23 protein-coding genes are annotated in these 19,262 nt (G+C 32.5%); 19 read left to right on the forward strand and 4 right to left on the reverse strand.

Annotated features, from left to right (window positions below):
* Positions 1 to 70: 70 nt before the first annotated feature.
* The 4 genes from RR45_RS08305 to RR45_RS08320 all read right to left on the reverse strand — a co-directional run bounded on the left by RR45_RS08305 (position 71) and on the right by RR45_RS08320 (position 3,026).
* A complete protein-coding gene (locus tag RR45_RS08305) occupies positions 71 to 319 on the reverse strand; it encodes a hypothetical protein (protein WP_031367062.1) in 249 nt (82 codons plus the stop codon).
* A gap of 623 nt (positions 320 to 942) precedes the next feature.
* The gene (locus tag RR45_RS08310) at positions 943 to 2,139 is read right to left on the reverse strand and encodes a protein kinase family protein (RefSeq protein WP_031367061.1); all 1,197 of its coding nucleotides are present in this window, start codon (positions 2,137 to 2,139) and stop codon (positions 943 to 945) included.
* 122 nt (positions 2,140 to 2,261) lie between these two features.
* Positions 2,262 to 2,681 carry an ImmA/IrrE family metallo-endopeptidase gene (locus RR45_RS08315; protein ID WP_031367060.1) on the reverse strand — a complete coding sequence of 140 codons (420 nt, stop codon included), beginning with the start codon at positions 2,679 to 2,681 and terminating at the stop codon, positions 2,262 to 2,264.
* Between the two features lie 3 nt (positions 2,682 to 2,684).
* Entirely contained in the window at positions 2,685 to 3,026 is a 342-nt protein-coding gene (locus RR45_RS08320) for a helix-turn-helix domain-containing protein (RefSeq protein WP_031367059.1), read from the reverse strand.
* A gap of 1,032 nt (positions 3,027 to 4,058) precedes the next feature.
* On the opposite strand from RR45_RS08320, the gene RR45_RS08325 reads away from it, so the two are divergent.
* The 19 genes from RR45_RS08325 (at position 4,059) to RR45_RS08405 (ending at position 19,262) form a co-directional block, all read left to right on the forward strand.
* On the forward strand, positions 4,059 to 4,367 hold the full coding sequence (locus tag RR45_RS08325) for a type II toxin-antitoxin system RelB/DinJ family antitoxin (protein WP_031367058.1): 309 nt from the start codon (positions 4,059 to 4,061) through the stop codon (positions 4,365 to 4,367).
* On the forward strand, positions 4,360 to 4,704 hold the full coding sequence (locus RR45_RS08330; RefSeq protein WP_031367057.1) for a type II toxin-antitoxin system PemK/MazF family toxin: 345 nt from the start codon (positions 4,360 to 4,362) through the stop codon (positions 4,702 to 4,704). Before RR45_RS08325 ends, RR45_RS08330 begins: the two co-directional genes overlap by 8 nt.
* 416 nt (positions 4,705 to 5,120) lie before the next feature.
* On the forward strand, positions 5,121 to 5,369 hold the full coding sequence (locus RR45_RS08335) for a hypothetical protein (protein ID WP_031367056.1): 249 nt from the start codon (positions 5,121 to 5,123) through the stop codon (positions 5,367 to 5,369).
* 120 nt (positions 5,370 to 5,489) lie between these two features.
* Positions 5,490 to 5,801, forward strand: coding sequence for a hypothetical protein (locus tag RR45_RS08340; protein ID WP_031367055.1), 312 nt, complete (start codon positions 5,490 to 5,492; stop codon positions 5,799 to 5,801).
* Positions 5,801 to 6,331 carry a DUF961 family protein gene (locus tag RR45_RS08345; protein ID WP_031367054.1) on the forward strand — a complete coding sequence of 177 codons (531 nt, stop codon included), beginning with the start codon at positions 5,801 to 5,803 and terminating at the stop codon, positions 6,329 to 6,331. Before RR45_RS08340 ends, RR45_RS08345 begins: the two co-directional genes overlap by 1 nt.
* 27 nt (positions 6,332 to 6,358) lie before the next feature.
* The gene (locus RR45_RS11050; protein ID WP_031367053.1) at positions 6,359 to 7,948 is read left to right on the forward strand and encodes an FtsK/SpoIIIE domain-containing protein; all 1,590 of its coding nucleotides are present in this window, start codon (positions 6,359 to 6,361) and stop codon (positions 7,946 to 7,948) included.
* A gap of 291 nt (positions 7,949 to 8,239) precedes the next feature.
* Positions 8,240 to 8,440, forward strand: a complete 201-nt coding sequence (locus tag RR45_RS08355; RefSeq protein WP_031367052.1) for a hypothetical protein — start codon at positions 8,240 to 8,242, stop codon at positions 8,438 to 8,440.
* The gene (locus RR45_RS08360) at positions 8,418 to 9,680 is read left to right on the forward strand and encodes a replication initiation factor domain-containing protein (protein WP_072353659.1); all 1,263 of its coding nucleotides are present in this window, start codon (positions 8,418 to 8,420) and stop codon (positions 9,678 to 9,680) included. Before RR45_RS08355 ends, RR45_RS08360 begins: the two co-directional genes overlap by 23 nt.
* Positions 9,673 to 9,996, forward strand: coding sequence for a hypothetical protein (locus tag RR45_RS08365; protein ID WP_031367050.1), 324 nt, complete (start codon positions 9,673 to 9,675; stop codon positions 9,994 to 9,996). Before RR45_RS08360 ends, RR45_RS08365 begins: the two co-directional genes overlap by 8 nt.
* Before the next feature lie 78 nt (positions 9,997 to 10,074).
* On the forward strand, positions 10,075 to 10,359 hold the full coding sequence (locus RR45_RS08370) for a hypothetical protein (protein ID WP_072353657.1): 285 nt from the start codon (positions 10,075 to 10,077) through the stop codon (positions 10,357 to 10,359).
* 45 nt (positions 10,360 to 10,404) lie between these two features.
* A complete protein-coding gene (locus RR45_RS08375; protein ID WP_031367048.1) occupies positions 10,405 to 10,902 on the forward strand; it encodes a hypothetical protein in 498 nt (165 codons plus the stop codon).
* A gap of 60 nt (positions 10,903 to 10,962) precedes the next feature.
* Positions 10,963 to 11,061: a helix-turn-helix domain-containing protein gene (locus RR45_RS11655; protein ID WP_143188758.1), complete on the forward strand. Its 99-nt coding sequence runs from the start codon at positions 10,963 to 10,965 to the stop codon at positions 11,059 to 11,061.
* Positions 11,062 to 11,168: 107 nt separating this feature from the next.
* Positions 11,169 to 12,386, forward strand: coding sequence for a conjugal transfer protein (locus RR45_RS08380; protein ID WP_031367047.1), 1,218 nt, complete (start codon positions 11,169 to 11,171; stop codon positions 12,384 to 12,386).
* Position 12,387: 1 nt separating this feature from the next.
* Entirely contained in the window at positions 12,388 to 12,618 is a 231-nt protein-coding gene (locus tag RR45_RS08385) for a hypothetical protein (RefSeq protein ID WP_031367046.1), read from the forward strand.
* A 1-nt stretch (position 12,619) separates the two neighbouring features.
* On the forward strand, positions 12,620 to 12,994 hold the full coding sequence (locus RR45_RS08390) for a hypothetical protein (RefSeq protein WP_031367045.1): 375 nt from the start codon (positions 12,620 to 12,622) through the stop codon (positions 12,992 to 12,994).
* Between the two features lie 4 nt (positions 12,995 to 12,998).
* On the forward strand, positions 12,999 to 15,482 hold the full coding sequence (locus RR45_RS08395) for an ATP-binding protein (protein WP_031367044.1): 2,484 nt from the start codon (positions 12,999 to 13,001) through the stop codon (positions 15,480 to 15,482).
* Positions 15,483 to 15,503: 21 nt separating this feature from the next.
* Positions 15,504 to 15,677: a hypothetical protein gene (locus RR45_RS11260; RefSeq protein WP_167362605.1), complete on the forward strand. Its 174-nt coding sequence runs from the start codon at positions 15,504 to 15,506 to the stop codon at positions 15,675 to 15,677.
* Positions 15,674 to 18,091: a hypothetical protein gene (locus tag RR45_RS08400; RefSeq protein ID WP_031367043.1), complete on the forward strand. Its 2,418-nt coding sequence runs from the start codon at positions 15,674 to 15,676 to the stop codon at positions 18,089 to 18,091. The genes RR45_RS11260 and RR45_RS08400 overlap by 4 nt, the downstream gene beginning before the upstream one ends.
* Before the next feature lie 112 nt (positions 18,092 to 18,203).
* Complete coding sequence (locus tag RR45_RS08405; protein WP_031367042.1) at positions 18,204 to 19,262, forward strand: phage tail tip lysozyme; 1,059 nt, start codon at positions 18,204 to 18,206, stop codon at positions 19,260 to 19,262.

The following is a 19,262-nucleotide window of genomic DNA, read 5'->3' on the forward strand; positions in this document are numbered from 1 at the left end:
TTAATTGGTAGTTATTAGAGGTGCCCTAAAGTCTATCAGTAAGAAAAAACTGGTAGACTTTATTTTGTATTCAATATATTACTACGTGCATTCTTAATAAATTTAGTGCAGAAACAATTTCATAATCTAAACGTCTCTTTGTTTGAATGTTCCCCCTTAGACGATGTTCATTCAATAAATTTAATGGTATCGGACTAGAAAACTCCGAGATTAGCTTTAACTTCAACCAAGGGGCAGTAAATCTATTATTCCCGATTGAATAACTGTTTACATCAATATCAAAACCATATTCATTTTTACTAACAACTTCAGTTTTCATAATTATACCTTTTGTAGGTTTGGACTCATAAATAATAGCAATGTCTCCTATATTAATAGATACAACTCTTCCTTGTTGCTAATGGACAGTATTTAAATCTCTAAATGCATTACGAGTATCAAATAAATCAGGTTCGACAGGGAAAATCCAATATTCCATAAAAAAAACTTCCGTACTTTTAGTTTCTATTTTTTATTATAGTATAGCATTTTATTTTTCAAAAAGATGTAGATATATTTTTGGGTTTTCTTTTATTTAATATTTGTTGAAACTAAGAAAGCAACCAAAAAGCAGTAGTTAAATACAAAATAATGTTGTTAAATTCATCAATTAGAATACCAGCTAAATGATAAGAAGATTTTAGTTATTTATGATTTTCAGGTAATTTGTAATTGGCTTAAATCATAAAGTGTTTTGAAATATTGATATGAAAGAGACACTAACGCTATAAAAATCTCTTTTTGGAAAACTATAAATATTCAATACTTATAAATTCTTTTAGATTGAGATTTTACAAGATGAAACTTCTACGAAAATAAACCAAATCTCATAAATTGGGATAAACTAGACACTAGTTAACATCATAAAATAGATTAGTCAACCACCTTTACTCGAAGATAGTTTTATTTCGATGTTATTGTGGAGAATAGCATCTTTAATTCATAAATATCACTAAATCTTTGATTTAATTGAGGATTAGTTCCTTTTTCCATAAATTGTTCTAAATTACTATAGTTAAATTTATTAAAATTTCTATATCTCCCTGTTAGAACAAAGTACAGTAGCTTAGATAAAGCGAAACCTTCAAATCTAAAATCATAATTACTAAATCCTATGCGTTGTAGTCCCGAAATATCATTGAATGAACCTCTAACTTCTGTATTGATAGAAGTTAGCAAATTATCACTTAATTTTACATTCCCAAAATCAGCAATTTTGACAATTTTTGTATCTTCATATTCTTTAATCAAAATGTTATTAGGTGCAATATCTCTATGTAATATCCCCTTTTCGGTTAGATATTCAAATCCTCTAATAATCTGATAGCATAGCGATTTTCTTTCCTCGAAAGTCAGTTTTTGATTTTGAGCTGTGATATATGTTAGAAGTGTCATATCTGCATATTCCATAACATATTCGTTTTTTGATTTGTCAATAGAATATACTTCCAGTAAATAAGGAGAACTTAATTTTTTCATCGTTTCAAATTCTAAATAAAAACGCTTTAAATCTTTTTGGGAAATATTGTCTTTGGCACGTTTTACAGCAAAAGTTTTATTATAACTGCTATCTAAATAGCTATAGACTGAAGCATAGGAACCACTACCAATTGGTTTCAATTGAAAGTTATATGATGATTTGTTTGGTAATTGGATTGTATCTGTGACTTCAAAAATTGGAAGGACGTAATATATATCAACTTCTTTCATATCCCTTGGGACTGTGCTTCCACCAGACATCGACAAAAAATCTCTACATTCTTTCATCACTTTGTTATAGTATTCAGCAATCACCACATTTTCTCCTGAATTTTTAAGATTACTGATAAATCTATTTGATAATGAAATTGCTTTTATCAAATCTCTACTGGGATTAGCCCAGTAGTGACCGCCTCCATTTATACTACTGTTTAATATTATTAAATTCTCTATTAACTGATGATGCAAACTGGAACATAATCGAGACAATCTAGTATCAAACTGTTTCTTATACAGATGTTCATAGTCAATAGCAAATTCATTTCCAAAATAATCTTGATAGTCTCTCTCAATGCTGACTATACCATTTAATAGCTTTGTATTATTATTTACAGAAATCAAATTTTGTTAGCTCCATTCTTTGAAAAATCAAAATAATTAATGTTAAGTGTATTTATCAAGCTAATTTTTTCAAATGAGAACTTGACAAAAGTGAATTTTCTTTATTCATATAAATAATCTAGCTATTGATAAGGAGTCATACCAAACTTATCAGATATAATATCGTTAAATTCATCAACGATAACACCATCAAGATGATATGGCAGGTTCAAGCTATCAATTATTTGTTGATAGTTCGTATCTGGAGTGAAGTCGTATTTTTCATCTAGCATTCTCATGACTTTGCTTATCATGTATTTATTTGCTTCAAACTCTAAATTATCATTTTGGAAATGATTAGTGATATATTTTTTACAATCTCCATTTAGGAAATGTGCTGTTTCATGCAATAAAGTAAGTGATGTTTCTATTTCGTCTAAACTTTCATTTATAAAGATAATGGCGGTGTTATTTTCGATACCAAAATATCCATTACCACTAAAATCCATATATTGAATTTCTATTCCAATTTCTTTTATTAGTCGCTTAATCTTTGATAGCATATATTAGTTATCTTTGAGTCTATCTTCCATTCTTTTGCGTAAAAATTCACGTATTTTTTCACGGTCATCATCATACATTGGTTTTCCGTCAAATGATTTAAATGTGTCTAGGGATTTTTCTAAATCTTCGTCAAACTGATTTTGATTTTTTATGTCAGTATTTCCTAAAAGATAATCTGTGGATACATTAAAAAAATTTGCTAATAAGATAGCTCTTTCTGTTGACGGAGTCTGTCCCTTTTTGTAGTTAGCTAATGTATTTCTAGATAGCTTCAGATTTTTTTCAACTTGATTTAAAGATAAATTTTTTTCTAAAGCTAGTGATTTCAAGCGTTCGTAGAACATTTTTTTCTCCTTGAAAAATAAATAAATTTTTTTAAGATATCCCTTGACTTATTGTAGTCAATAGATTACAATAATAATGTAGTTAATAAATTACACAACTCTTGAAACAAAAGGCTACTTATTATAATATAAATAGCCGAATACTTCAAGAACACTATTCAAAGTTAACTTGCGGGTCTTGATTAATTATCCTAATAGGAATCAAAACATAAATCAAGTCATACAAAAAAGAAAATTTTGAATAATTGAACTTTGAAAAGTAAATCAGATCGTTAAGACAATGACTTACAAATCATTTTAAATAATTGTTCGCACTTTTATTATAACTGATTGTAAAGCCATTGTCAAAATGATAATGGCGGTGGATCCGTAAAAAGCCCATAGGGGATTGTAGAGTCCTCAGAACATTGCATAGATTTAGTGAGCGATGACCTTTTAATAAGTGAGCCACAATCAAATCTCGGTCTATGTAGTGAACCTGTCTAACAAAGGAACGCATGGCGCTCGAAAAATGACTAAAAGTTTTTCGTATGGGTAAGATGTTAGTTGACTTATGAAAATATTTCAACCTTGTTTTATACAAGTACAACTGGTGGTAGGTTCAATTTTTCTATGTCTTGAAAATGAAAGACTAGAGATTATAATGATTATAAATGTAACACAATATATACAGTATCAGTTTAATCTGATACTTTTTAATTTTCCGATAGAAAGCATTTGCTGAATATCATACTAGATGAATATGCTTGTTTCTATTAAGTCAGGAAAACAATTATCAATGAGTGCCAACTTCGGTATGTTTGTTTCTTTAGCAATAAAGAAAATAATTGTCAATGAGTATCAACTTAGATATGCTTGTTCCCTGTGAAAATGACAATAGACAATGTTTGTCTGTTGTAAACTGCTTATAAGTATTTTACCAACTTTCCTTATAAGTAGTTTAGAACAGATGAATTTAAAAACAAATAAACACGTTTACTCACAAAAAGCACTCATTTGTGATATAATAGTGTTAATTAAGGAGGGTATATCATGACTACGATACAAATTTCTACAAGAGTTGACGACCAAATAAAAGATATGGCTCAAAAAGTTTTCGAACGTCAAGGTCTGGATATTTCAACTGCTCTCAAAATGTTTATTACTAAAACAGCTTACGAACAAGAAGTACCACTATCTCTTAAAAATAGTGAAACAACTACTCCTTATCCTAGTGATTGGTTTAATGACGAAAGGATAAGTAATAGAAAAAAGATTACTGATCTGGCTTTCAAAAATTCTCAAGTTCAAAAACTAGACTTATCCAAAAAAGAAGATATAAAGGAGTTTTTCAATGACTAGAGATGTCAGAGAGCATAGCATTATGATTGCTAATTTAGCATATGACGAGGGCAGGGAATTTGGTTCAAAAACCAGACCTGCTTTTGTTTTGAAATACGATAACGAGATTATTAGTTATTACAATATTACAAGTCAATTTAGTTCAAAGTCTGATTACTATCAATCTAAGTATTTTGAGATAAAAGATTGGGCTTATTCTGGCTTGAATAAACCGTCTTGGATTGATACATTTAAAATTAGGCAAGTTGAGGAAGAATATGTTGTGATAAATTTTGTAGGCTACCTATCTTCACAAGATGAAGCAAGGTTTATAGATTTTTTGGCAGGTATTGAATAAGCTGTTTTGACTAGAGAAATCTAGTCTTTTTTTGTTTGACCTGAGCAAGTCTTAAAACTGTATTAACTTATGGAGGTATAGAAAATGTCAAACTGTTTTGGTTGGTTACAAAATATTATTTTTTCGATTTTGACCTGAACATGTCATAAACTGTTTAGCCATATATAGACGAGATTAATGACTGAATATATCAGTCAAGACTAGGACAGGGTCTTATGTACTGTCTGATAATTGAATTAACTGAGATTGAAAACAAGGTATTGAATGTCTTGTTTTTTTAGTGGCTTTTCTTAATGGTAAGACTATGCGTTTAAAATATCTAGTGTGTTTTTGGTTCAACGTGTAACAGGTTCAATCCCTGAAAGCTACATAAAATAAAAAATATAAGGAATAGTGGTATAGAAAAATGGTTGCTGATGAAGAATAAAAAAATTGAAAACATGACTAGAAAAGAGATTGAAGCACTTAGTGTTGAGGAACTAAAAGACGGTATGAGGTCTGTTTTTCGTGAAGCTGAGAAAAAAAGACGCTGGCAAGAAATAGATAATTTGGTTAAAAAAATAAATGGCTTTAAACCTGAGCCTATCAAAGAAGATGAGTTTTCATTTATATTCAATCATATTTTTAGTTCTTGGGTAAAACAATGGGAGGACGAGAATAAGTAAAATTTTGACGATATTGACCTAAGCAAGTCATTAAACTGCGTGTCGTGAAGTTAAACTAATCAAAATGCTGTACTTCCAGCTCTTTAATTTTTGATTACAATGATTTTTTAGGAGAAAAATATGTCTGCATTAAAAACACTTTCAGTAAAACTGGAAGAAATTATCGAGGATAAAAAAATTTGGGTCAATCCTAACCCGACTAAAGTCAAAAAAACTATGACACAACCTGACTTGTTAGTTTACAGTGCTAGTGGTTTAAATGAGCCTAATTTCCGTGTGGTTGTACCTGCTAATAAAGGTTTTGTGCCTAACAGTCGAGTACAGGTAAAAATCATTAAGCCTAAACTTGGTGGCTTTATGTTTGATGAGGGTATTGCTGGTTTGAAAGATTCCGCTGTGATTTTTGCGGATAGTGTAGAGGAGATGAAATAATGGCAAAAGCAAAGAAAAAATATGGTCTTGATACCTTTAATAAAGGGTATTCTGTTGATGTTAAAGAAACTTATGGCGATTTGATTTATCTTGATACGATTGCTTCTGAACGGTTTAATTATGAAGATACTGAAACAGGTGCAATCTATGACAGTCAAGCCGAACTGGATAAAGAACAACCTGATAAAAACTTACAAAAAGTTGAAAACACACATGAAATTGAACATTTGTATGTGCAGGTTTATTCAGAAGTCCAAAAAGACAATATGGATATTCGTGTACCAGTAGACTTTGACGACAGTAAATTCAATATTAATGATAATGTACGTCTGACTGGTAAAGTTGTTGCTCGATTACAAACTGGCACAAAACGTGTTGATGTAACTACCGCAAATGGTCGAACTCGCCAAGAAACAGTAGCTGACTACTTTTTCACGGTTTCAGCTGAGGGGTTAGAAAAAGTATCTAATCAGTCTGCTACTCCTGCACCACAACCACCACAACCAAAAGAAGAAAATCAAAAGAAATAAGTTTTGATTTTTAGAAAGTGGTGTTAAATGAAGTTGTTAAAACAGATTTTCTACTTTAGAGGTATAAAAATAGGTAAAAAAGAAAAAATAGTATCAAGAATGACAGTTACTATTTTACTTTTGCCTTTTTTACTTTTATTTGGTCTTTTGACTTATCTTTTATTTTCACAACTGAGTTCAAATTTATATTTCTTACTTGTTTACTTTCTTTTTGTAGTTCTGGTAAGTTCTATCGGTATTTTTATTTTGTATCGGTTGCTTCATATCAAATTTTGGTTTTTTAAAAAACTAGGAAATAGAAGATTATTATATCGTCATTTGTTAGAAAATAAAATTTATTATCCTATAAAACGTAAAGATAAACCCGATAAAATCAAACTACCTAATGTTTACCTCAAACAAAATAAGTACACCATTGTGGTCACTTTTCAGTTAGAGGGTCGACAATTTCAGGATAAGTTTTTAAACATTGGCGGTGCTTTAGAAGTGATGTACTCTGCAGATATGATGGGTAGAATAGATGAAAAAGGCTATATTAGCTATGTTTATTCTGCGGACACTATCTTAGGTCGCATCTCAGCTAAAGATGTACGTGTGGTTGACAAAGGACTTATCCTTATGGAAGATGTCTTTTGGGACTTTGTGCATAACCCTCATCTGTTAATTGCTGGTGGTACTGGTGGTGGTAAAACGGTTCTCTTACGCTCTATTTTAAATGGACTGCTTAGAGAGGGTCTTGTCGAGATACTAGACCCTAAACAAGCTGATTTTGTTTCTTTAGCTGAATTACCAGTCCTACAGGATAGGGTGGTTTTTGAAGTAGCTGATATGATTAATAAAATTATTGAGTTTAAAGAAAACATGGAAATTCGTTATGCGACAATGCGTCAACTTCAAAAAGAAAAAAATCAAAAAGAGCTAGGCAATTTTCAAGAATATGAATTGAAACCTGCTTTTTTGATCATTGATGAGTTTCCCTCTTTACGTGCTATGATGTCGGAAGATAGAGAAATGATGTTAGAAGCTGAGCGGGCTATGGGAGCTTTAAAACAGATTATCTTGAAAGGTCGTCAAGCGGGCTTCTTTGCGATTATCGCAACTCAGAATGTAAAAGCTGATGATTTACCGTCCACCTTTAAAGATAATATCATGACACGTATTTCAGTTGGTCGTTTGTCTCAATTCTCATATGAGGTTATTTTTGGGGAAGAAAACAAAAATAAATACTTTAAGTATATTGAACAAATTAATGGCGAACGTGTTTATGGTCGTGGTTATTATGGTGTATTTGGTAGTCCTGCTAGAGAGTTTTTCTCTCCTGAATTGCCTGATGTTAAAGAATTTTCATTTTATGATGAGTTTGAAACTTTAGAAAGGCTTGATTTAGAATTTGATAAACAAGATGTTGTGATTAAAACTTATACGGCTAAAGAACTATCAGATGAATTGAAACTTGATTATCGAGTTTTCAAAAAGTATAAGTCTGAGTTTGAAACGGCTGGTCAAGAATTTGATAAAACATTTAGTATGTCTGATTTAATTATGTTTGAAAGGGCAATTAGCTATAAGTCGAGTGGTAAAACTTACCAAGTAGCTATTAGTGAAGCTATATTATGAGGAAAGAATCAAAAACAAAAACCTTTGAGCGGTGGACTTGTCTGTGGAACGAGACCGTAAAAGACGTGGCGAAAAGCGGAGCCGTAAGGCGGAAGNTTGAGTGCGGTTTTTACGGTCTTGTTACGCAGTTACAAGACCTTTGCCTATGCCCGCAAGGGCATAGGCAAAACAGCTTACACCCCGAATTGTAATACGGGGTGTAACATCGCAACCAACTAACTAAACTCAATTATATCAAGGTTTAGGACATTCAGTATAGGTTGCTTGAACATACAGAAAAGAGACTAAGATATGAAATATTATGCGGTTGTTGTAAAAGGCGAGATGAGTGTTTTTGATGAAGCATACGTGATTAGCGCTAATAGCTTAATGGAAGTCGAAAGTGATATTAGTACACACTATTGTGGTAATAATTTTTCTTTAGCACACTATCAGATAAAAGAAATTACAGAACAGGAATATTGGAAACATGACGATAGACGAAAATTTTGATTTAAAAGGTATCATGAAAAACTACCTTTTATCTCAAAAAGACGTTGGTAAAATCGTTGGTGTTTCTCGTCAATTCATAGGTAGTGTTTTATCTGGTAAAAAATCATTAAGTCCTGACAAAAAGAAAGTTCTACTTGACTACCTGAGTTATAACTCAAAATATGAACTAGAAACAAGTGTTGACTATCTGAGAATTAGACTTAAAACTTTAAAATGGTTTGAAGTGATTGAAGATTTACTCCTCATGGATAGTAACTTATTCAATATTGATGTATCAAGTATGCACAACTACAACATGAGCATGTCTTACGGTAGTATACGTATTTTACGACATAGTGAAAATATTGATATGGGTACACTTGTTGAATTCAATGGTGGCGGTTGTCGTGAGTTTGAACAGGAACTCAAAGACCAAAATAGAACATGGAAACAGTTTTTTCAAGATTGTTTCCATTTTTCTATGAATCAAAAAAAGGTAACCAATTTTGAAGATTTAGATGATTACTTAAAATTCACTCGTCTTGATTTAGCGACTGATGAAATGTACTCTAAAAAAGGTAACTATGACTTACGTAAACTTTATGACAAAATGTTGGCAGGTCAAATTCAAACACCTTTCAGGCAGTTTTCTTCAAATGAAAGTTTCTTATATCAAGACGGCGAGTTTATCTCTACTGGCTTATCGTTATATTTTGGTTCACGTAAAAGTAAATCAATCTATATCAATTTCTATGAAAAAGATAAAGAACAATCTATGGCTCGAAATCTATTTGTTGATGAAATTCATGAGCTGTACGGTTATAAAAATCGTTATGAAATTAGGTTATTTGGCGATAAAGCGACACAAGTCATTTTTGATTTCTGGTATAACGATATTCCACTACAAAATTTAGCAGGTCAAATTATCTCTCATTACTTGGATATTAAGGATGATACAGGTAATTGGGATATTGAATGGTTAGATGTTTTTGGTTCGGATAAAAGTTATGGCTTTGTCAATAAACCTAGGGAAGTCAGTTATGACCGAACACTAAAATGGCTTGATTCATCTGTTTTTGCTTCTTTGAAAAGAAACATGGAGATTGATAGATTAACTGGTTCACGGAAAACAATGGAGCTGTTTGATGAAAAAGAACTTGATGAAAAAAATCAACATTTAGTAGATTCTATTGTTAAACAGAAAAAGGAAAGGGCATTTTATGACAACTTCCATGAAATGATAGAACTTGAATATGACTGATTTAACATTATCTGATATTGAAAAAATCAATGAAGCACGTGAAAGACGATTGATTGAAGCTGCTTTAAAAAGCAGCACTCAAAAATTTCGTGGCACTTATGAAGCAAAAAGAAAAATCATGTTAAAGAATATTGATAGTGAAGCGTGTCAAATCATGCGTATCAAAATTGATATTCTATGTGATTATAACTATTTGCGACATGACAGAAGAAAATTTGATTACAGACATCTCTATTATGGTTGGACTAATGCGCAAAAACTGCAAGAACTCAAAAGGTTAAACATTGAATATGACAAATTACTCTATCGGGAGTAAGTGATTAAAATAATGATTGGGCGGGTATTGAACTTTTAAAAAAAACTAACTTTTAAGAAAATGAAGGAGGTATAACCTATGGCAAATGCAACACAAGAATATCCAAAAATTGACCCTAAAAAAACTAAACAGTTGATTAGTACTTTAGGGGAGCTGGTAGAAAAACACAATTTTGATGAAGCGTGGACGATTGCAGGACAGCTAAATAGTATTTTGAAAGAACAAGCTGAGAATTTAAATGGGGCTGAATACAGCGTTTTGGAGGGTGTTATCAAGTCCTATTATTCTCTTAATGAACAACACAAAAAATTCAGTCAACGTACCTATGCTTTTGCACGTAAGGCAAATGATGTAGCGAGTTAATCTGAATGTGGGTGGTATTATTTTAATCAATAGAAAGAGGACAAAATGCAAATTAATGTTTATGAAATGATTGAAGATGATAAATTCTTCATCGGTAGTTATCCTGACAATTTTTCAAAAGGTCGGTGGTTTACTGTTGAGGAGCTTATTTATTCTAGTTATGAAAAAATTGAGGATGAGTATTTAGATAAATACAATCCTAACGGACAGCCTGAGTTAGACCTTGGTGTATTTGATATAGAGAATGTTTCTGGTCTATGGAGTGGGGAGTATGATGTTTCATCTTTAATTGATAAATTACGTGAAATTGAGTCAACTGGATATTATGAAATTGACTTAGAGATTTACGAATTTACAGAAGAATTTTTTGAAGAAACTGGTATGTCAATTTATGATGTCGCACGTGCAGTTTATTTTGGTAATATCAAAGGCTGGAATGATGATTATATCGGTTTCAATGGTTACGGTAACTTTGAGACTTATTCTGAAACAGATTACCAGTCACAAATTGATATGTATGTAAAAGACTTAGGTCTTTTTTAAATTAAGGGGCGCAAATGTCAAAGTTCGCGTTCTTATAATAGCAAAACAGAAAGGTTTGTTATGAGTATTTTTTCCGAACGATTAAGAGAATTACGTAAAGAAAAAGGTTTGACACAAAAAGAGTTAGCTAATAAGGTTAACATTTACTTAAATCTTTAAATGTTATCATGTTTAGATTATAACAAAAATTATTATTTAAGCTAAACCACAACTAGTTATGTGTGTGCAAATGGGGTGCGAAGCCCATTAGAAAAGGAGTGAAAAATTTGAGTGAACAAGAAGAACTCTATTATGAATTAAGTGATATTGCGCATGAAATGAAAATCAGAGTAAGTGATTTAATTATAGTTGCTAAAGAGTTAGAGTTTGGCGAGGTCAAACCTGATGATTTATTTACTTTATCAGAAGCTAAACAACTCATTGCACGGTATGATGAAAAACAAAACGAGCCTGAAAAAGTGCCTGAGAAAAAAGACAAAGGTTTACTGAAAAAACTCAGAACTAAGAAAGATGAATTGTTTGCGCCTAAAGATGATAAGAAAAACAAGAAAACTGTTACTTTCATCAATAAGCCCAAGAAAAAATTCACACTTAAAGGTTCTGGTACTTTCAAAAGTAAAGTCCTTGTCTATGGCACAATTGGCTTATTATTGAGCTTGTCAGTTGGCGCAACAACTTTATCCATTCTGTCACGGTCAAAAGCATTGTCTAAACCAACTGTCTCAGTTGTTGCTGATAAGCGCTTGTTAAGCGAAACAGACAATAAAGTCAATGTCTATATGACTAGCTTTATTAATAGTTATTTTAACTACTCGTCACAAAATACTGGCGATTATTCAAAAAAATTAACTGAGTATTTTGGCGATAATGTCAATATGACTTATCTACCTGAAAATAAAAGTGATATGAAATTAGTATCAAGTACTTTACTTAAAATTGAAAACAATTTAGCTACATATGTTGTCAATTATCAAGTAAAAGAAAAACCAACTGATAAAAATAGTAAATGGCTTGATAAATCAGTAGAATTTAATATTCCGTTTGCTAGTAAAGCTGACAGATTTTATGTGTCAGATACACCTTTTGTGACTGCCCTAAGCGAGTTACAGGGTAATAATGTTAAAAAACAAGGTCTGACAAAACAAACACAAGACTATACAGAAAGTGAAGTTAAAAAGTTTGGCACGTTCTTAGAAGCCTTTTTCACGGCTTATACAACTGATGATAAAACACTTGCCACTATGAGTGCTGATATTGTCGGTATTAAAGGCTATAAGTTTGATAAGTTACTTTACACTTATTATGCTAAAGGTGCTTCTGGTACAACAACTGCTGTTGTGACAGTCTCTTTCAAAGACAGTCTCAATTCAATTCATAAAGAAAATTTTGAGTTGTCAATTAAGAAAAATGGGGATACTTGGTTTGTCAAAACATTAAATCACGGTGTCTCACAAGATTATTTTAAAGAAGAAAAGGAAAAATAAAATGACAAATATTTTAAACGCTGTCGCATTACTTATTCTAATCGGTGCTGGTATCGGTGCTTTGAAAGCCTTTGCGAAAGGCGATAAGACAAACGCATTAATGACTGGCTTAATAGGCCTTACGGTATCTAGTATTCTAAGTCCAACAACATTTGAAGCATGGAAAGTAGTGATTAGTTCTGTGATTTCTGGAGTTGGTAAAGTAATTAACGGTATTTCTGGTTCTTTGTAATATGGAAGATAAAGAGAGATACCCTGATAGGGATACATTTTCATACCAATTATCATTAGAAGCACCTTCATATTTACCACCAATACCTTTGGTTGGCGAAAAGAAATTATCATGGGCTTTCTATTTGATTTTAGAGTTTACTTTATCAATGCTATTCTTTTGGAAAGTATTATTTTTCTTTTCAGTGTATTGGGCATTTATATTTTCGGCTTTAATTGCTTGGAACTTTGCTGACCCTGTGGCTGATTTAAAGATTGACGGTAAATTCTTTCATAGATATTTGTTTGATAAAATCATGTATTGGTTGATTTACGGTAGAAGAAAAAACACACATTACCTATCACAAGGTAATCTTATAAAGAAAATAAGGAGTTAGAAATTTGAATAAAAGAAATGGGATTGTTGCTTTTCACGGTAATTTGATGTTACGGTCAAATCTTGATGTCTATGCAATGTACGAAATTCCTGAAACGATTGTTAATACAGTAGATATTACACTGAAAAATGAATTTAAGGAATTGGTATCTGATACTTTATCTGATCTAGAAATTTTCGGTGGCTTTGAAGTCTCAACGATTCCATTTTCTACAGAAGCAACACATAATTATAAGTTTTTGGAGCAGGACTTAGCAGAAGATACTAAACCAGTTGGCTTGTATCTTATGAAAAGGCAAGCTGAGGAGCTTAAAAAACAAATTAGCGAAACTTCTCAGGATAGATTCTTTTTAACTATACCGCTTAGAAATAATCATGTGTCACTTGATTTTAAAGACGGACTTAAAACAGCTATTACTGATTTTTCAAATAGAGTAATGGCAACAATTGGTTCTGATGTTACTTTTGATGAAGATTGGTATGAACGATTTGAAGCACTCAATCATGAAATTTATCAAACACTGTTACCACTTAATGGCTATATGCTAACGAAAGACCAAACAATTTTTGTCAATACTGTTCAATACTCACGTGGTATGTCGGTTGACAAACAACTTGAAGTAATTCAAGTTGAAAATAACATTGATAATTTTGGCAGTGCTGGTGTTAGTTTTGAAAATTATGGCATCTTAACTTTAAGTGACGGTGCGCAAACAACTTACTTAGCTATATTGCCGATTGCCATACCACCGTCAAACTTATCTTATAATCACTTTATCGAAAGACGGCGATTACTAGGTTTTGATACAGAGGTACAAACAAAGGCTATCTTTGCTAAGAAGAATGGCTTTAATTCAATGCAACAACGTGCCAATCGTGCTAAGCAAAAACATAAAAAAACAAATGAAGATATTGCTATGAGAAATGGCATTGTTCGTGATGAAATCGGACAAGCAGAAGCCCTTTCAGAAGATTTAGTAAAAAAATCAAATCGTGGCGAAACAATTATCTCTTATCTTCAATCACTGTTTGTCTATGATGATGATTATGACCGCTTACAAGAAAAAATAAAAATTGTCATGCGGAATTTCAAAAAAGCTAACATTGAGTTAGCACGTGCTAAAGATGACCAAATTTATCTCTTTTATAAACATAGATTGACTGAGCCTTTATTTGAGAATGAACGCAGATACTTACAAACAACCACAATGGCAGGCTTTGCGGAAAGTCTGTTTTTTACTGGTCAAAAAGTAGGTTCTGATGTTGGCTTGTATATGGGTAGAGTAGATTCAAGATATGACCGTTGGTCTGGTGGTTATAAAGAAGCACTTCAAAATTCGAGAAATCTTGTCTATTATAATCTGTTACAAGCTAATAAGTTAGATGTTGAGGGTAAAATTAGCTTTGACGGTCTTGTAAAAGTAACAGGTCAAATGGGCATGGGTAAGTCATTTTTTGTTAAGCAAACGTTCGTCATGAATAGTATTTTGAAAACAAAATTGCTTTACTTTGATCCCAAAGCAGAAGTTAGAAAACAATTCATGAAAGTTTTACATGAGTATGAAAGTCAAGGTATCTATCCTGAAATTTGTGACTATATCAAACAGATTAATTTTGTGACCATTGACGCTAGAAATTCTGAAAATCATGGTGTCCTTGATCCATTAGTATTCTTGACAGGTCAAGAAGCTAAAAATTTGATTATATCTATGATTGGCGAGTTTTACGATTTGAAACAAAATGAACAATTTGAAAAAGAATTGTTACAAATGATTGAAAAATATCTTGTCTTGCGTGAAAATGGCGAAAAAGTCGGTACTAAAAATATCATGGAAGCCCTCACTAAGAGTGAAACGGATAGAGTGAGAATTACGGCGGAGTTACTACTTGAAAAAATGAGTAACTCTACTTTATCTCTTTGTTTCTCTAATGGTCAAAATAAAGCCATTAGTATGTCAAAACGTATTTCAATTATTGAAGTAACTGGTCTTGAATTACCGACAAGTGAAACAAGTATTACTGAAAATCAAAGACAGTCTCTAGTCGCTCTTTATGCCCTAGGTCAATTCTGTTACAAATTTGGTTCTGAAAGCAAGAAAGAATCAATTACTTTCATTGATGAAGCATGGTTCTTTAATATTACTGATGTGGGTAGAGAAATTATTATGAAAATCAGACGAACTGGTCGGTCGTTTAATAATTTCTTGGTATTCGTTTCTCAATCTCACAAAGATTCTAATTCAGAATTAGATGATACTGGTTTTGGTACATTGTTTAGTTTTAACTCTCCGACTGAGACAGATTTAATCTTAGATACTCATGGTATTGTGAAATCAGAAGAAACACGTAAATGGGTGTCTAGTATGTCTATGGGACAATGTCTCTTTACTGACCCGTTTGGGCGTACTGAACGTATTACAATTGACGGTATTGTTTCTGAAATCAATCCATTGTGTGACACAATCGAAACAGAATTAGTCGCTGTATAAAGACTTGAAAGGAAAATATCAATGAAAAACAAAAAATCACTTGTAGATATGGTATTAGGTGTTGTCATATTCCTTGTATTCTTATTAATGATGTTGAAAATGACTGGTCTTTATGAACCGTTCATCAAGACAATTAGATACTTACCAGATTTTCTGAAAGATATTGGTAATTCTTGGAAAGCGGGGCTTAAATGAAAAAGATTTTAGTTGCGCTAACCTTTTTAAGTCTGTTGTTTTGTGGTAGTCAAGCCTACGCTTTAGACACAGGTAATGCAGTTGTCACTAATGATACTATCGGTTCTAATAGTGGTATTAAAGCACCTGAGTTTGTAACAAATGCCCAAGGCGATATTGTTAATACTCCAGAGTATAAAGCAGTTCTAACAATTATTAATGAGATTAAAAATCTAAGTAATCAAACACAAGGTAATAATGCGATTACGATTACAGAAGAAACTTATCAAAAATATAATCTACTCTATCAAGGGGCTATTTCAAAATTATCAAATGCGGGATATGATAAAACAAAAACTGCTTCTGCTATTACAACATTAAATAATGCTTATAATAGTGCTATCTTAACAAAAGCAGGTACAATTGATAGTTCAAATGATTATCAAGAAGCACTAGCTAAAGAAGCAGGTGCTATTAATGCAAAAGATATGTCAGCCTTATCAGCTTATACAAGTTATATGTATATTGAGGATAAAGGTTTTTTTGGTGCTAAAGAGGCTTTCCCTAAAATCATTAATTGGGTAGTACAGTTGATTTTTGCAGGTTCAAAATTGATGTTTCTATTAGATTCATTGATTTTATCGGCAGTATCTAATATTGATATTTTTCAGTATTTAGATGATTTTGTATCTAAAATGCAGGCTATTCTGCAAGCACTACTCTTACCTGTTATCTTTCCAATGGCTATGGTCTTTGTGGGTATTAGTGCTTTCAAAGATTTGTCAGAAGGTAAACCGTTTGGTAAGAAAATTCTAGGTGTTATACTTCGTATAGTTGTAGCTGGTGTTTTTTTCTTACCAGTTTCAAGCGGAAGTGGTGCTTATAAAGGGACACATGTTATTACTCGCATTGTTTATGTGACTAAAAGTTTTACAGATACTTTTACAAGTTCTTTGATTAATAACTTATCAAAGGTAACAATCGCAAATGATACGACTGAAAAAACTTCTACAACCAATTTCACGGCTAATGTTTCAACGACAAATGATAAGGTGTCTGATAGTACAATTAATGCTTTGAAAACACAATTATTTAATGTCATTGTAAAAGAACCCTTTAAGGAAATGAACTTTGATACAAGTAAGTTACCTGAAAATTCGGTACAAAGTGAACAAACGGCTTTGCTTGCGACAAAAGGCGATACTGATTCGGTTAGTAAATATGCTAAGAAGAATAAAGAAGCTGGCTTCACAAAATTAGGGTTTTCAAGTATAGCCGATAAATTTATGGTTGCTTTAGCTTCCCTGTTTAAAGGTTTTGTTTTAACTGTGATTACAGTTGGTACATTAATGTACACGTGGATGTTACAGTTAATTGTTGTTTTTGCGATATTTGTAGCACCTATTATATTAGTCTTGTCTATCTTACCTCAGTTTGAACATATGGCAAGTAATTTAGCAAAAAGAATCGTCGTATTTACGGCTTTATCAGTATCTGGTCTATTAGGTGTGCAAATGGGGCTTATCTTTAATAGCTTTGTGGAAATGGCATTTAGAAATGTGTCACATTCATATTATATTTCAATTTTCATACAGTTCGCTTTGTATTTCCTTTTGTGGAAACAAAGAGATAAGTTGACTTCTCTATTTGATACAGCTAAGAAAAGTGTTTCTGAATTGGCAAAAGGTAGTCTTGATTCTGTCAAGTCATTACCAAGTCTGTCTAATGCCAAAAATCCATTTAACTTTAACAAAACACCTGCTCTCTCAACTTCTAGTGGTAGTCTATCAAGTAATGGTCTATCTACTCATAATCAAATGTCGAAAAGCAAAGTTGACGGTCTGAAAAAAACAGGTACTGTTGGCAAAACGCTCACTAAAAAAGGTGTCAAAGGTGCTGTTAAAACAAGTGACAACCTGCGTTTCGGTCAAGATGAAAAAGCTAAACAACTTGCCATAGCTAAACGAAAAGAGACAATGAGCAACTTAAAAGGTAAGTGGGAAAATACAAAAGGTGCTTTTTCAGATACTAAACAAGCTCTGACTGATTCTAAAGATAAATTGAAAACTAAATTTTCAAGTTCTGTTGGTTTAATGCCTAAAAATGAAGCTGAAAAGAAACTCGCAAAATTTGATAGTAATAAACTACAACGTTCTGAAAATAAGGTTTTGAGAGATAAAACATCACAAGCTATCAATTACCAAAAACGAAAAGATGAACTCAAAGGTAAGTTCTCAGACGGCATTAAAAATGACCTTTCAAGTAGAAAGGCTAGAAATAAGGGGCAGGTTGAACGTTTGCGTAAAGAATTATTGACTGAAACACCAGTTTTACCAACTTCTGATAATCACCAAAGACGAGATATTAAAATCAAGGCAGCTAACGCAAAACGTGGTATTTTCGATAGCGGTATTATTGAGAGGAAAGGAAAATAATTATGAAAATCATCAAAACTATTTTTGTAGGGATAATCGCTATCCCTGTCTGGTTTGTGGCTAGTTTATTTAAGAAAAAGTGAGGTAGCAACATACCTAGAAAGAAAATCAAATGAAAAAGAAAAAACATTTATTTCTGATAGGTATGTTTATACCTATTTTTTTTATATTTCTACTTATGATTGTGGCAGGTGGTACTTCTGGAAATGCGGATAGTTTCTCAAGCAGTGCAGGTGGCTTGACAATCACACCAAAAGAATTAGCAAGTAAAGCTAACATTTCAGAAGAAAAAGCTAAAAATGTCATTGATATAGCAAGCTATCTCATGAGTAAAGAACGCTTTAGCATTCAAGGTGCAAGTGGTGCTTTAGCAGTAGCTGAAAGGGAGTCAGGCTTTGACCCTAAAGCCGAAAATATCGGCGGTGGTGTGGCAGGTATCTTTCAATGGTCTGGTTGGTCTAATACGGTCAATGGCAATCGTTGGTCTAAGGCTGAAAGTAGAACACTGTCAATGGACGTTGAGTTGAAACTTGTGTCTACTGAACTAAACGGTGCATACAAGAGAACAAAAGACTTTGTGAGCGTCTCTACTGACCCTAAGCAAGCGAGTTTAGACTGGTCACAATATTATGAGGGTGTCGCTTTAAGTGACGGTCAAACAAAGGCTGACAAGCTCCAAGATGATGCCCAAAAGTGGTATGACTTACTCAAAGATCATGTAGGCTTTAGTAGCGAAAATGGGCAGTCTGTCAATGGTGTGATGTCAACTGATGTGCCAAGTGGTTGGTCTATTGACACATCATTTAGCGGTCAAGCCTATAATGGCTCTGGTTCATATCCACAAGGACAATGTACGTGGTACGTCTATAACAGGGCTTATCAGTTAGGCATTAAGTTTGATAGTTTCATGGGCAATGGTGGCGATTGGGCAAGTAAGGCAGGTTATTCTGTCTCTCATGACCCTAAACTCCATACTGCTCTAAGTTTTGTACAAGGTCAAGCCGGTTCTGACCCAACATACGGTCATGTGGCATTTGTAGAACAAGTCAAAGATGATGGCTCTATTTTAATTTCAGAAATGAATGTGACAGGTCTGCCACCACTTACGGTATCTTATCGTACATTTTCAGCTGATGAAGCTAAGCAATTTTGGTATGTGGAGGGGAAATAA

Origin of the sequence: Pseudolactococcus chungangensis CAU 28 = DSM 22330 (assembly GCF_002441885.1) — a bacterium.
Classification (GTDB): Bacteria; Bacillota; Bacilli; order Lactobacillales; family Streptococcaceae; genus Pseudolactococcus; species Pseudolactococcus chungangensis.